Source organism: Kitasatospora sp. NPDC059160 (assembly GCF_042755465.1).
In the GTDB taxonomy this organism is placed as follows: Bacteria; Actinomycetota; Actinomycetes; order Streptomycetales; family Streptomycetaceae; genus Kitasatospora.
Genome location: NZ_JBHZCN010000086.1, coordinates 1 through 13,694, shown reverse-complemented (window position 1 = coordinate 13,694; position 13,694 = coordinate 1). Strand labels below are relative to the sequence as shown.

Annotated in this window: 7 protein-coding genes; all 7 read right to left on the bottom strand. The window is 71.7% G+C overall.

Annotation, left to right across the window (positions count from 1 at the left end):
* Window positions 1-5: 5 nt before the first annotated feature.
* Window positions 6-947 carry an ABC transporter permease gene (locus ACFXOZ_RS30705; protein ID WP_380526652.1) on the bottom strand — a complete coding sequence of 314 codons (942 nt, stop codon included), beginning with the start codon at window positions 945-947 and terminating at the stop codon, window positions 6-8.
* On the bottom strand, window positions 940-1,866 hold the full coding sequence (locus tag ACFXOZ_RS30700; protein ID WP_380526651.1) for an ABC transporter permease: 927 nt from the start codon (window positions 1,864-1,866) through the stop codon (window positions 940-942). Before ACFXOZ_RS30700 ends, ACFXOZ_RS30705 begins: the two co-directional genes overlap by 8 nt.
* Window positions 1,867-2,007: 141 nt before the next feature.
* Window positions 2,008-3,660 (bottom strand): ABC transporter substrate-binding protein, encoded by a 1,653-nt coding sequence (locus ACFXOZ_RS30695; protein WP_375884705.1) that lies wholly within the window; start codon window positions 3,658-3,660, stop codon window positions 2,008-2,010.
* Window positions 3,661-4,092: 432 nt separating this feature from the next.
* The gene (gene typA / locus ACFXOZ_RS30690; protein ID WP_380526650.1) at window positions 4,093-5,997 is read right to left on the bottom strand and encodes a translational GTPase TypA; all 1,905 of its coding nucleotides are present in this window, start codon (window positions 5,995-5,997) and stop codon (window positions 4,093-4,095) included.
* 287 nt (window positions 5,998-6,284) lie between these two features.
* A complete protein-coding gene (locus ACFXOZ_RS30685) occupies window positions 6,285-8,123 on the bottom strand; it encodes an ABC transporter family substrate-binding protein (protein ID WP_380593404.1) in 1,839 nt (612 codons plus the stop codon).
* Between the two features lie 93 nt (window positions 8,124-8,216).
* Window positions 8,217-10,844 (bottom strand): SpoIIE family protein phosphatase, encoded by a 2,628-nt coding sequence (locus ACFXOZ_RS30680; RefSeq protein ID WP_380593403.1) that lies wholly within the window; start codon window positions 10,842-10,844, stop codon window positions 8,217-8,219.
* Window positions 10,845-11,082: 238 nt separating this feature from the next.
* On the bottom strand, window positions 11,083-13,694 hold a 2,612-nt coding region (locus tag ACFXOZ_RS30675; RefSeq protein ID WP_380593402.1), incomplete at its 5' end, for a SpoIIE family protein phosphatase.

Sequence of the window (13,694 nt, the reverse complement as noted above, 5' to 3'; positions counted from 1 at the left end):
TTCTCTCAGCGGAGCTTCGGGTCGAGGGCGTCGCGCACCGCGTCGCCGAGCATGATGAAGGCCAGCACGGTGAGGCTCAGCATGCCTGCCGGGAAGAACAGCGCGAACGGCGCCGTACGGATCAGCTTCTGGGCCGAGGCGATGTCGATGCCCCAGGAGATGGTCGGGTCCTGCAGACCGATGCCCAGGAAGCTCAGCGTCGCCTCCAGGGCGATGTAGCCGCCGAGGGAGATGGTGGCGACCACGATCACCGGGGCGATCGCGTTCGGCAGGATGTGCCGGAACATGATCCGGCTGGTGCTGGCGCCGAGCGCCTTGGCCGCCGTCACGAAGTCCGACTGCTTGACCGTGATCACCGAACCGCGCATGACACGGGTCATCTGGGTCCAGCCCAGGGCGATCAGGGCGAAGACCACGCTCCAGATGGTGCGCGTCGGGAAGGCGTTGAGGATCACCAGCGCGCCGAGCAGCAGCGGGATGCCGAAGAAGATGTCGGTGATGCGGGAGATGATCGTGTCGACCCAGCCGCCGAAGTAGCCGGCGACCATGCCGGCGATACCGCCGAGGACGGTCGTACCGACGGTGACGCAGATGCCGACCACGACCGAGGCGCGGGCGCCGTAGATGATGCGGGCGTAGATGCTGCGGCCCTGGCCGTCGTAGCCGAACCAGTCACCCTCGAAGAAGTGGTCGTAGACCGGCGGGGTGTGGAAGTGGTTGCGCAGGTCGCCGGCGCGCGGGTCCACCGAGGTGAACAGCCCGGGGGCGATCGCGATCACGATCAGCAGCAGGATGAGCAGCCCGGAGATCACGAAGATCGGCTTGCGCCGGAGGTCGTGCCAGGCGTCGGAGCCGAGGCTGCGCGCCTTCTCCGGCTTGGCGGCCGCCGCGACGGTGGCCTGGGCCGGGATCTTCCCGGTCGTCTTCTTCTCGGTCAGGTCAGGCATACCGGATCCTCGGGTCCAGGACCGCGTAAAGCAGGTCGACGATCAGGCCGGCGGCCAGGTAGACGATCACCAGGAAGGCCACGAAGCCGGAGACGGTCGCGCCCTCCTTCATGTTGATCGCTTGGTAGAGCGCGTGGCCGACACCCTGGACGTTGAAGATGCCCTCGGTGACGATCGCGCCGCCCATCAGGGCGCCGAGGTCGGTGCCGAGGAAGGTGACCACCGGGATCAGCGAGTTGCGCAGCAGGTGGGTGCCGATGACCTTCCGGCGCGGCAGGCCCTTGGCCACCGCGGTGCGGACGTAGTCGGCCTTGATGTTCTCGGCGATGGAGGTACGGGTGAGGCGCGCGACGTAGGCCAGCGACAGCGAGCCGAGCACGACGGCCGGCAGCACCAGCTGGGTGATGTCGTCGCTGTGCTGGACGGTCGGCGTGACCCACTTGAGGTTGATGCCGAAGATCGTCTGGAACAGGAAGCCCAGCACGGGGACCGGGATCGAGATCAGCAGCAGGGTGAAGACCAGCGCACCCTTGTCGAAGATCTTGCCGCGGCGCAGGCCCGCGATCAGGCCGATGCCGATGCCGACCACGATCTCGATGGCGAACGCGAACAGCGCCAGCCGGACCGTGACCGGAAGTACCTCGGTGATCTTGTCGAGCACCGGACGTCCGTCCAGTGCCTTGCCGAAGTCGCCGGTGAGCAGGCCCCCCATGTAGGAGAGGTACTGCTGGACCAGCGGCTGGTCCAGGTGCTGCTGGTGCTTCAGGGCTGCGAGCTGCACCGGGTCCGGCGCCTTGTCGCCCCACAGTGCTGCCAGCGGGTCACCGGGCAGCAAGTGCACCATGAAAAAGATGAGTGCGGTCGTTCCGAGGAACACCGGAATCATCTGGAGCAGTCGCCTCGCGACAAAGCGCCCCATCGTGCCTCCATGTATGGCTCTGCCGGGCCCGTCAACCCGGCAAGAGATAAGTCGGCGTGCCAACGGCCGGTGCCAGTCCTCGCCCTTGTGGGGATGGGACGGGCACCGGCCGTTGTCACCGGGTCAGGCGGTGCCGACCGATTACTTCTTCTTCTTGACCTCGACGTCGGTGTAGACCGGGTCGCCGAAGGAGTTGAACTTCACGTTCTGGACGTTGTTCGAGTAGCCCGAGTTGGTCTTGTAGTACCAGAGCGGGATCGCCGGCATGTCCTTGGCCAGAACGGCCTCGGCCTGCTGGTAGAGCTCGGCGGTCTTCTCGACCGTGGTGGCCGCGTCGGCCTGCTTCGCCAGGTTGTCGAACTCCGGGCTGGAGTAGCCGGCGTCGTTCGCGGCGGCACCGGTGCCGTAGACGTCCCGCAGGAAGTTGGCGTTCAGCGGGTAGTCCTGCACCCAGCCGGTCCGCATCATGCTCTGGACCTGCTTCTTGGTGACGATGTCACGCGAGGTCTTGAAGTCCGGCTTCGGGTCACCGAGGCACTCGACGCCGGTCGCCTGGCGGATCGAGTTGCAGACCGCGTCCACCCACTCCTTGTGGCCACCATCGGAGTTGTACAGGATGGTGATCTTGCCGCCGGGGACGCCACCGTTGTCGGTGATGAGCTGCTTGGCCTTGGCCGGGTCGTACTTGCAGGCGTCGCCGCAGACGCCGGCCTTGTAGCCCATGACGCCCGGCGCCACGAACGAGTCGGCGGGCTGACGGCTGTTGTTCAGCACCGTCTTGGTGATGGTGTCGCGGTCGATCGCCATCGACAGGCCCTGGCGCACCTTGGCGGCCTTGTCCTTGTCCATGGAGGACCAGTCCGCGTTGTACAGCGCGAAGGAGATGTTCTGGATCGCGCCCTGGGCCTGGTCGATCGCGCGCTTGCCCAGGTCGTCCTTGTACTTGGGCAGGTCGGTCGAGTCGACCTGGTCCAGCACGTCCAGCGTGTCGGACATCAGGTCCTTGTACGCGGCCTCGGGCGAGGTGTAGCTGCGGAAGACGATCCCGCCGTTCTTCGCCTTGTTGGTGCCGGTGTACTTGTCGTAGGCCTTGAGCGTGATGGCCTTGTTGTGCTCCCACGACACGAACTGGTACGGGCCGTTGCCGACCGGCTTCTCGCCGAAGCCCTTCGGGTCCGCGAAGAACCCGGTGGGGAGCGGGAAGAAGGCCGAGTAGCCGAGCTTGTACGTGAAGTACGAGACGGGCTGGGCCAGTTCGATGGTGAAGTGGGTGTCGTCGACGACCTTGAGGCCGGCCATCTCCTTGGCGGTCGGGTCGCCCTTGTCCGGGTGGACGGCGTCGTAGCCGACGATGTCCGAGAACCAGTCGGAGTTGATCTGGTTGTTGGCCGGGTTGGCGGACCAGTTCCAGGAGTCCACGAAGGACTTGGAGGTGACCGGGGTGCCGTCGTGGAAGGTCCAGCCGGACTTCAGCGTGACGGTGTAGTTCTTGGCGTCGGTGGTCTCGATCTTGTCGGCCACCTGGTTGCGAAGAGCACCGGTCGCGGGGTCGTAGTCGACGAGGCCCGTGAACAGCTGCTTGACGATACGGCCGCCCTGGTTCTCCATGGCGTTGGCCGGCTGCAGCGGACGCTGCGGCTCCGCGCTCTGGAAGCTGAACGTGCCCGAGGGGTCGACCGCGGCGCTGTCCGAGCTCCCGGAGGTGTCGCTGCTGCCGCTGCTGCTACAAGCAGTCGCGGCGAGCGCGACAGCAACAGCTGCGACAACCCACTTGGCCTGGCTCACACCACGCATCGGTGTGCCTCCTGAATTCGACGTTTGCGACGAGGAGGGCAACGCGGAACGGTGATCACCGGACCCGCAATGCCGTCCGCGCTCGTGGTTTCGGCGCGCACCCCTGCGCGTTCACCCTTGACCCGAGCCTGACTGCACCCACTATCCGTCACGCACGGACACGAAAGTGACCAGTGACGATCTCAATTAGGTCACATGAACAGTCGGTAAGTTTCGAAAACCGGACATATGAGACATAGCCAGACAGGCACCAAACGGACAGTCGTCACGGATGACGAACTGTCACGTTCGCTCAGCGGACACCTGGGTGTGATGAGCGCTATTCCGTTAATAGCGGCCCCGACAACTTGGAGTAGTTGAAAAAGTTCGCCCCCCTCTCCATCGGAAAGGGGGGCGAAGCATTCCGGCCAAAGGCCGGTCAGAGCGTCCGGATCACGCCTTCTTGGCGCGCGAGGCGGTGCGTCCGCGGTCCTTCTGGTCCAGCACGACCTTACGGATGCGAACCGTCTCCGGGGTCACCTCGATGCACTCGTCCTCGCGGCAGAACTCCAGCGACTGCTCCAGCGAGAGCTTGCGCGGCGGGACGATCGACTCGGCCACGTCCGCGTTCGCGGACCGCATGTTGGTGAGCTTCTTCTCCTTGGTGATGTTCACGTCCATGTCGTCGGCGCGCGAGTTCTCACCGACGATCATGCCCTCGTACACCTCGGTGCCCGGCTCGCAGAAGAGCACGCCGCGCTCCTGGAGGTTGGTCATCGCGAAGGCGGTGACCACGCCGGCCCGGTCGGCGACCAGCGAGCCGTTGTTGCGGGTGGTCAGGTTGCCGAACCACGGCTCGTGGCCCTCGTGGATCGAGTGGGCGATGCCGGTGCCGCGGGTGTTGGTGAGGAACTCGGTGCGGAAGCCGATCAGGCCGCGGGACGGCACGACGAACTCCATCCGGACCCAGCCCGAGCCGTGGTTGGACATGTTGTCCATCCGGCCCTTGCGGATGCCCATGAGCTGGGTGACGGCACCCATGTGCTCCTCGGGCACGTCCACCGTGAGGCGCTCGACCGGCTCGTGGGTCTTGCCGTTGACCTCCTTGGTGACCACCTGCGGCTTGCCGACGGTCAGCTCGAAGCCCTCGCGGCGCATGGTCTCGATCAGGATGGCCAGCGCCAGCTCACCGCGGCCCTGCACCTCCCAGGCGTCCGGACGCTCGGTGTCCAGGACGCGCAGCGAGACGTTACCGATCAGCTCGCGGTCCAGGCGGTCCTTCACCTGGCGGGCGGTGACCTTGCGGTCCACCTTGACGCCGGCCTTGGCGTCCGCGCCCTTGCCGCTGCCGCCGCGGCCGACCAGCGGCGAGGTGTTGGTGCCGATGGTCATCGAGATGGCCGGCTCGTCCACCGTGATCAGCGGCAGCGCGATCGGGTTCTCCGGGTCGGCCAGGGTCTCGCCGATCATGATCTCGCCGATGCCGGCGACGGCGCAGATGTCACCGGGGCCCGCCACCTCGGCCGGCTTGCGGGTGAGCGCCTCGGTCATCAGCAGCTCGGAGATGCGGACGTTCGAGATGGTGCCGTCGCGCTTGATCCAGGCCACGGTCTGGCCCTTGCGCAGCTCGCCCTGCTCGACGCGCAGCAGCGCGATGCGGCCGAGGAAGTTGTCGGCGTCCAGGTTGGTGACGTGGGCCTGGAGCGGCGCGTCCTCGTCGTAGCTCGGGGCCGGGACGTGCTCCAGCAGGGTGGAGAAGAACGGCTCCAGGCTGGTGCTGTCGGCCGGGACGGTGCCGTTCTCCGGCTTGGTCAGCGAGGCCACGCCGTCACGCGCGCAGGCGTAGACGATCGGGAACTCGATCTGGTCCTCGTCCGCGTCCAGGTCCAGGAACAGGTCGTAGGTCTCGTTGATGACCTCGTCGATCCGGGAGTCCGGGCGGTCCGTCTTGTTGATGCACAGGATGACGGGCAGCTTGGCGGTGAGCGCCTTGCGGAGCACGAAGCGGGTCTGCGGCAGCGGGCCCTCGGAGGCGTCGACCAGCAGCACGACCGCGTCCACCATCGACAGACCGCGCTCGACCTCGCCACCGAAGTCGGCGTGGCCCGGGGTGTCGATGATGTTGATGGTGATCGGAGCGCCACCATCCTTCGGGTGGTACTTGACGGCGGTGTTCTTCGCGAGAATGGTGATGCCCTTCTCGCGCTCCAGGTCGTTCGAGTCCATCATGCGGTCGTCGAGCTGCTGGTGGGCCGCGAAGGCACCGGCCTGCTTGAGCATGGCGTCGACCAGCGTGGTCTTGCCGTGGTCGACGTGGGCGACGATGGCGACGTTACGGATGTCGTTGCGCGTGGGCATGCCTTGCGGATTCTCCCGGAATCGTGGGTTACGGCGGGCCCGGCCGCGAGACGCGCACCGGCGGCCCTTCGGCCGCGCCACCCGTTCCGCCTGCTACTACCGGTCCACCCGCCGGGCATCTGGACATGCCTCGGCTTTTCCCTATGGTACGGGGAACCGTCCAAGGCGGCAGAAACGAGCAGGTCGGGCGGGATCAAGATCACAGACGAGTCACGTCCCCGTCACCCCGCGGTCGCCTTCCGACACTCCCCCGTTCGCACTCCGGTGGCCCGGCCCGCCCGGCTCCGCTACCGGCTCCGGCCCACGTCCTGGAAGCGCGGCCAGCCGAAGCCGAAGGCCCCCGCCCCGGCCACGCCGGTCCGCACCCCCACCAGTTCCGGCCGCTGGTAGAGCGGGACGGAGTGCCCGAGCTGCCAGATCCGGACGTCCGCCTCCTGCAACAGGTCCAGCCGGGCCGCCGGGTCGAGTTCGGTGACCGCCCGGTCGAACAGCCGGTCGATCTCCTCGGTGCCGCTGCGGCCGTAGTTGCCGCCGGACTCGAGCGCGCCGTCGGCGTCCGGCCGGGGCTTGGCGTACGCGGCGCGCTGCTCCACGGCCGGGCTGGGGCCGACCGGCCAGGAGAACAGCGCGAGGTCGTAGTCGCCGTCGGCCAGCTGCTCCGGGACGAAGGTGTCGGCGGGCGCGGTCAGCGTCCTCACCCCGATGCCGTACCCGTCGAGGTCCGCGGTGAGCGCGTCGGCGGTGCGCCGGGCGGTCGCGGAGCCGGCCGGGACGAGCAGGGTGAGGACGAGCTCCTTGCCGTCCTTGGTCCGGGTGCTCCCGTTCAACAGCTTCCAGCCGGCCTCGTCCAGCAGCGTCGCGGCGTCGGCCGGTCCGATCGCGGCGCTGTCGTCCCGGTAGCCCTCCTGGTCGCCGGCGAGCAGGTGGCTGCCGAGCGGGGCGCCGGGCAGGCCGAGCGGGGCCAGCGCGGCCTCGGCGATCGACCGCCGGTCCACCGCCCGGGCCACCGCCCGCCGCAGGGCCGGGTCGCCGAGCGGGCCGCGGGTGGCGTTGAGGGTGAGCTGGGTGAGCGAGGGGGCGGCCGCCCGGTGCACGGTGACCCCGGGCAGCGACTCGGCCCGCCGCAGCGCCGACGCCGCCGCCTCGGGCACCGCTTCGGGCGCCGCCTCGGGCGGGGCGGCGGCCGCGGAGCCGCCCTTGGACGAAGCCGGGGAGGACGGTGCTGGCGACGGCGGTGCGGGCGACGGCGCGGGCGGCGGCACCGCCCGGTCCACCGCGGCGGTGAGCGGGGCGACGTCCAGCCGGCCCTGGTCCAGCGCGTCCAGCCGCCGCTCGGGCGGCGTGGCCAGGAAGTCGATCCGGTCGGTCTTCGGCCGGTCCCCCCACCAGAGCGGGTTGCGCTCCACGGTGACCCGCCCGCCGTCCTCGTCGTACCGGGTGAGCGCGTACGGCCCGGCGCTCAGGTGGCCGGTGCCGGTCAGCGCCCGGTTGAAGGCGGCCGGCGTGGCCGTCTCGGCGGCCGGGTAGAGCGGCCCGAACAGGGCCCGCCACTCGGCGTACGGCCGCCGGAAGGTCACCTTGACCTCGTGCGGGTCGGCGCCCTCGGCGACCGAGTCGACGGCCTCGTACCCGGCCGCCGGCCCGCCCCGGTAGGCCGGGTCCAGGCCGGACAGGGCGGCCCGCTGGGCACCGAGGTCGGCGGCCGACAGCGGGGTGCCGTCGGTCCAGACGGCGTGCGGGTTGAGCCGGTAGGTGACCACCTGCGGCTGCTGCCCGGGCGGGGTGGACTCGGCGCCCACCAGGTAGTCCGGGTCCGGGACGAGCCGCCCGCGCTCGTCGGGCCGGAACAGCGAGGGGTACAGCGCGTGCGCGAGCAGCGCCGAGTCGGCGCCGGCCCCGCGCTGGTAGACGTTGAGCGTGGCCGGGACGCCGTCCAGCGCCCAGCTCAGCGTGCCGCCGTCCCGGACGGCGCCGCGCTCGGCGGCGCGGACGTCCCCGGTGGTGGCGGTGGGCTCGGCCCGGGCCGGTGCGGGCGAGGGGCCGCGGCCCCGGTCGTCGGAGCAGCCGCCGAGCCCGGCGGCGAGCAGCAGTGCGGCGGCTGCGGCGGTGAGCTGGCGGACGCGCATGGCGGCCATCGAACGCCGCCCGCCCCGCCCGGCCCGCGCCGACACGGCGGGCCGCCGGGCGACTGCACCCGTACGGCCCAGCCCCGCCGGGCGCTACAGCGCCAGCTCGAACCAGACGATCTTGCCCTTGGGCGTGCGCCGGCTGCCCCAGCGCTCGGCCAGCAGGCTGACCAGCTGCAGGCCGCGCCCGCCCTCGTCGGTCTCCTGGGCGCGCCGCTGCCGGGGCTGGGCGTAGCCGTCGTCCCAGACCTCGCAGACCATGCTGCGCTCGCGCAGCAGCCGCAGCCGGATCTCGCCCCGGCCGTGCTTGAGCGCGTTCGTCACCAGCTCGCTGACCAGCAGCTCGGTGGTGTCGACCAGCTCGTCCAGCCCCCGGGCGAGCAGCCAACTGCAGGCCAGTTCACGGGCCTTGGCGACGGAGGTCGGCTCGGGCGGCAGGAACCAGTTGCCGACCGCGTCCTCGGGGAAGGCGTGCACCTTGGCCATCAGCAGGGCGATGTCGTCCTCGCCGTGGTGCGGGTCGAGCTCGCCGAGGACGTGGTCGCAGAGGTCCTCCAGGCCCTTGCCGCGGTCGCTGAGCGCGGCCCGGAAGGCGCGCAGGCCCTCGTCCAGCTGGTGCTTGCGGCTCTCCACCAGGCCGTCGGTGTAGAGGCCGAGCAAGGCGCCGTCCGGGAGGGTCAGCTCGACCTCCTCGAAGGGCTCGCCGCCGACGCCGAGCGGCAGGCCGGGCGGCACGTCGAGCATCCGGGCGGGCTCGCCCGGGCTGAGCAGGACGGGCGGCAGGTGGCCGGCGTTGGCGAACACGCAGCGGCGGGTGACGGCGTCGTACACGGCGTACACGCAGGTGGCCAGGTAGACCTCGCGGGCCTCCTCGTCGGCCGTCGAGGTGAGCCGGCCGTACTGGGTGGGCGGCCCGGCCGGGACGGAGTCGTCGCCGAGGCCGCGGGCGATCTCGTCCAGCGCGCCGAGCACCTCGGCCGGGTCGAGGTCGAGCATGGCCAGGGTCCTTACCGCGGTGCGCAGTTGGCCCATCGCGACGGCGGCGCGCAGACCGCGGCCCATCACGTCGCCGATGACCAGGGCGGTGCGGTTGCCGGGCAGCGGGATGACGTCGAACCAGTCGCCGCCGACCTCGGTGTTGTTGTTGCTGGGCAGGTAGCGGCAGGCGATCTCCAGGCCGCTGGCGGCCGGGTTGCCCGGGGGCAGCAGGCTGCGCTGGAGGATCAGCGCCCGCTCGTGCTCGCGGCGGTAGAGCCGGGCGTTGTCGATGCAGACGGCGGCGCGGGCCACCAGCTCCTCGGCGATCGCCACGTCGCGGGCGTCGAAGGGCTCGCTGCCGATCGCCCGGGAGAGCTGGACGAGGCCCAGCACCTGGTCGCGGGCGACCAGCGGGACGATCAGGGTGGAGCGCAGCAGCGGGTCGCGGCCGGGCTCGGGGACGACGCTGCGGCCGGTGCGCAGCGCCCGGGCGTGCGGGGAGCGGCGCGGGTAGCAGAGGGTGCCGCCGGCTTCGGCGATCGGCAGGCCGGTGACCGAGCCGAGCACCGAGGAGGCGCCGCCGATGACGCTGGAGACGGCGACCCGGCGCAGTTCGCCGCTGCCGTCGGTGAGCACGGTGTCGCCGAGGCGCCCGGCGCTGGGGACGGTCTCGCCGGAGAGCAGCGCGGTGTACAGGTCGACGGTGGCGAGGTCGCAGAACGGCGGGACGACCACGTCCAGGAGCTCCTTGGCGGTGGTCTCCAGGTCGAGGGTGGAGCCGATGTGCGCGCTGGCCTCGTTGAGCAGGGCGAGGTTGCGGCGCACGCCGTCGGCCTCGCGCTCGGCGACGTGCCGGCTGGTGACGTCGGAGACCTGTCCGGCCACGCCCATCGGCTGCCCGGCCGAGCCGTTGAGCCGGTACAGCGAGACGGCCCAGAGCCGGTTGCCCTCGCGGGTCGGGACGGCGCTGTGGAAGCGCAGGTCGAAGACGGGCTCCCCGGTGGCGAGGACCTTGCGCAGGGCGGCACTGAGCCGGTCGGCCTCGGACGGCGGGAAGAGGTCGTGCGGGGTGAGGCCCTCCAGGTCGGTGGGGACGAGGCCCATTCCGGAGGCGAAGGCGTCGTTGACCCGCTGCAGCCGCAGCCGGTCGTCGAAGAGCACGAAGCCGGTGGGCGTCTGCCCGAAGACGGCTTCGGAGGCGGCGAGGTCGGTCTCGATCCGGCGCAGCCGGCCGAGGTCGACCGCCAGACAGGTGGCGCCCGCGGTGGGCAGGGCGCTGTCGGGCATCAGGTAGAGCTCGGCGAGTCCCTCGCCGCCGGCGGCGTCCCGGTAGGGGGTGGTGCCGACCCACTCCTCGCCGGCCAGGGTGCGCTCCAGCCGGGCGCGGCCGCGGCGCCAGAGTTCGCGGGGGACGAAGGTGCTGATCGGGTCGGCGCCCACGGCCTCGGCGGCGGGGACGCCGAAGAACTCGGCGGCGCGCTCGCTCCACTGGCTGATCCGGCCGTCGGGGCCGATCGCGAAGGTGGCGACCCGGATGTAGTCGTAGATCGAGCCCGGGTCCCCGGCGCCCCAGGGCCGGGATTCGGCGGCCGGGTGGGCCGCGGCGCGGCCGTCGCGGCCCGGGCCGGCGGTGGCGCGGGCCGGCGGCGGCGCCGGTACGGGCAGGTGCGGGGAACCGGCCTGCCCGGGCACAGCGGCATGACCGCTGCTGCTCGGCGCGTTCCGCGCCGGAGTGCTGTTCAACGGACCGACCCCTCCAACCCGCGACCGTCCGGATGTCGAGAAGACCGAGTATTCATCATCGAGGGGTGCGTTCACACGCCCTCAACATCACAACATCAGATCGGGCGAAGGTTTTTGTCCTACCGCCCGCGCAACCACAATGCCACGCCCGCGCCCCCTTCCGGAGCGCGCGCTCCCCCTGAGCGCCCGTTGGCATATGCAGCACGGTTCTCCCGACGGTCCGGACGCTCTACTCGCGTCACTCCTCGCCGGTGTCACTACCCGGCAGTGCCAGCTCGAACCAGACCACCTTGCCGATCCCCTCGGCCCGGGCACCCCAGTGCAGCGCGAGCCGGTGGACCAGCTCCAGGCCCCGGCCGCCCTCGTCGGCCTCGGCCGCGTGGCGCTCCCGGGGCGGGTCCGGCAGCGGGTCGGAGATCTCGACCAGCAGGGTCTCGCCGAGCGTGAGCCGGACCCCGATCGGGGCGCTGGCGTACCGGACGGCGTTCGTGACCAGCTCGCTGACCAGCAGCTCCGCGGTGTCGGTGAGGTCCTCGACGCCCCACTCGGCGAGCGCGGCGCGGACCAGCCGACGGGCCCGGGAGACGGCGGTCGGCTCGGCGGGCAGCGTCCAGCCGGCCGTCGGGGTACCGGCCTGGCCGTGCCCGAGCCGGGCCAGCAGCAGGGCGACGTCGTCCGGCTCGCGGCCCTGCTCCATGGTGTCCAGCACCGCCTCGCAGGCGGCCTGGATGGAGGCGTGCGGCTCCTGGAGCACGGTGACCAGCCGGCCCAGGCCGACGTCGAGGTCCTTGTCCCGGGACTCCACCAGGCCGTCGGTGCAGAGCGCGAGCAGGCTGCCCTCGGGGATCTTCAGTTCGACCGATTCGAACGGAACTCCGCCCACGCCGAGCGGGGCGCCGGAGGGCAGGTCGAGGATCCGCCCGGCCCCGCCGCGCAGCGGGCCACCGGTGCGGGTCGGCTCCACCGCCCCCTCGCCCGGCACCACCAGCACCGGCGGGATGTGCCCGGCCTTGGCCACCGTCAGCTTCGCCGTGCCCGGGTCGAAGACGGCGTAGACGCAGGTGGCGAGCAGCGCCTCGTCCGGGCCCTGGGCGAGGTCGTCGGCCAGCTCGTGGACGTGCCGCAGCAGGACGTCCGGCGGCAGGTCGAGGGCGGCCAGCACCCGGACGGCGGTGCGCAGCCGGCCCATCGTGGCGGCGGCCCGCAGGCCGTGGCCCATCACATCGCCGACCACCAGCGCGGTCCGGTCGCCGGGCAGCGGGATGACGTCGAACCAGTCACCGCCGACCTCGGTGCCGCTGCTGCCGGGCACGTACCGGTAGGCGACCTCGACGCCGGTGGGCTGGGGGACCTGCTGCGGGAGCAGGGTGCGCTGGAGGGTGAGCGCGGCGGTGCGCTCGCGGGCGTACAGCCGGGCGTTGTCCAGCGAGCTGCCGGCCCGGTCGGCGAGTTCGACGGTGAAGGCGAGGTCGTCCCGGTCGAAGCCCTCGCGGTAGCCGGCCCGGCTGACCAGCAGCAGGCCGATCACGATGCCGCGGGCGCGCAGCGGGACCACCAACATCGAGTGCACGCCCAGGTCGTGGGCGGCCTGCATCTTGGGGTCGCCGGGGTAGGTGACGTCGTCCAGCTGGTCGGCGCCGGACAGCAGTTCGGGCACCCCGGTGCGCAGCACCCGGCCACAGGCGGAGTCCTCCGCGAAGGTGATCCGGGCGCCGCGCCGGAGCATCACCTCGACCTCGGGGCCGTCCTGGACCGAGGCGGTGCCGAGCTGGAGCAGCGAGGTGCGCCGGTCGTGGCCGTGCCGGGGCAGGTCGTCACCGTGCGCGACGGCCTGGAGCAGGATCACCGCGGAGTGGTCGGTCAGCCGGGGCACCACCGAGTTGGCCAGTTCCTGGGCGATCCGGGCGGCGTCGAGCAGGTCTCCGACCCGGGAGCCGAACTCGTTGAGCAGCGAGAGCCGCCGCCGGGCGTGTTCGACCTTGGCCACCGCTCGGTAACGCTCCGTCACGTCCATGACGGTGCCGGAGATGCCGAGCACCCGGCCGGCCCGGTCGGTCATCCGGCTGTAGGAGATCGAGCGGTAGCCGGCCCGGGTGGTGACCGGGGAGGCGAGGGTGACGTCGATGACCGGCTCGCCGGTGGCCAGCACCTGGCGCTGGATCGCGGTGATCTCGTCGGCGGCCCGCTCGGGCAGGGTCTCGCCGGTGGTGCGGCCGACGTGGTCCTCCAGGGCGACGCCGTTCATCTCGGCCAGGGTCTGGTTGACGGCGGTGTAGCGCAGGTCGGTGTCCAGGATGGCGATGCCCAGCGGGGACTGCTCGAACAGCGCGTCGCGCACCGCGAGGTCCCGCTCGATGGCCCGTACGGCGGCCGCCTCGGCCAGGTTGACCTGGAGGAACGGGGTGCCGTCGCCGTCCACCAGCAGGGAGATCCGGGCGTCCACGGCGACCGGCACGCCGTCCCGGTCGCGCAGTTCGGCGTTGCCCGCCCAGCGGCCGTGCCGCAGGGTGTCCTGGACCGCGGTCCGGATCCGGGCGACCTGCTCCTGGTCCGGGATCAGCTCGTCGATCCGGCGGCCGACCAGCAGCTCGCTCGGCCAGCCGAGCAGCTCCTCGGCGGCCGGGCTCCACAGCACCACCCGGCCCGCGGTGTCCAGGATCGCGATGGCGACCTTGAGCATGTCCAGCAGGCTGCCCCCGGGCGGCGCGGCCAGGCCCTGCCGGGCGTCCGCCGGGCCGCCGGGGTACGGCCGGCCGGGGCGGCCGCGCAGGGCGGGCCGGACGCCGGGCTCGGGGACGGCCAGGGTCGGCGCCGGCTGGACCGGCTGGGCACGGCCCGGGACGTCGGAGC

What these genes read in the sequence shown, in the direction of transcription:
- ACFXOZ_RS30685 (WP_380593404.1), bottom strand. Translation starts at nt 8,123, where the DNA reads ATGCGCGTCCGCCAGCTCACCGCCGCAGCCGCCGCACTGCTGCTCGCC.
- typA (WP_380526650.1), bottom strand. Translation starts at nt 5,997, where the DNA reads ATGCCCACGCGCAACGACATCCGTAACGTCGCCATCGTCGCCCACGTC.
- ACFXOZ_RS30695 (WP_375884705.1), bottom strand. Translation starts at nt 3,660, where the DNA reads ATGCGTGGTGTGAGCCAGGCCAAGTGGGTTGTCGCAGCTGTTGCTGTC.
- ACFXOZ_RS30700 (WP_380526651.1), bottom strand. Translation starts at nt 1,866, where the DNA reads ATGGGGCGCTTTGTCGCGAGGCGACTGCTCCAGATGATTCCGGTGTTC.
- ACFXOZ_RS30705 (WP_380526652.1), bottom strand. Translation starts at nt 947, where the DNA reads ATGCCTGACCTGACCGAGAAGAAGACGACCGGGAAGATCCCGGCCCAG.